The 572-nt window shown below is 59.6% G+C and carries 1 protein-coding gene; it reads left to right on the forward strand.

Features of this window, described 5'->3' with window-relative positions:
- Positions 1–572: IS6 family transposase (locus M3G19_RS11820; protein ID WP_259902796.1), on the forward strand; the 572-nt coding region annotated here is incomplete at both ends.

The following is a 572-nucleotide window of genomic DNA, read 5'->3' on the forward strand; positions in this document are numbered from 1 at the left end:
ATCACACCACGATCTACCGCTGGGTCCAGAAATACGCCCCTGAGCTGGACAAGCAAACACGGTGGTACCGGCAGGTACCTGACTGGCAGGCCAGTTCCTGGCGGGTGGATGAGACCTATATCCGGGTCGGCGGCAGGTGGTGCTACCTCTATCGGGCGATCACCGCCGGTGGCCAGACCCTGGACTTTTACCTCTCTCCGAAGCGGAACGTGGCCGCAGCGAAGCGTTTCCTGGCCAAGGCCCTCAGATCCAATGCGTCAGCCGGGTATCCCAGAGTGATCAACACCGATAAAGCACCCTCCCTAGCCAGGGCAATCGCCGAGTTGAAGTCAGAGGGAATCTGCCCGCCAACAGTGGAACACCGGCAGGTGAAATACCTCAACAACATCCTGGAAGGCGACCATGGTCGGCTGAAGCGGATCCTCGGGCCGAAAGGCGCGTTTAAGAACCGGACATCTGCATATCGGACGTTGAAAGGGATGGAGGCGATGCACTCATTGCGGAAAGGGCAAGGCACGATGTTTGCCTACGGGCAACCGAACCCGGACGCGGTGATCGTCAACCGGGTCTTC

Source organism: Corynebacterium sp. p3-SID1194, from assembly GCF_025144155.1.
Taxonomy (GTDB): domain Bacteria; phylum Actinomycetota; class Actinomycetes; order Mycobacteriales; family Mycobacteriaceae; genus Corynebacterium.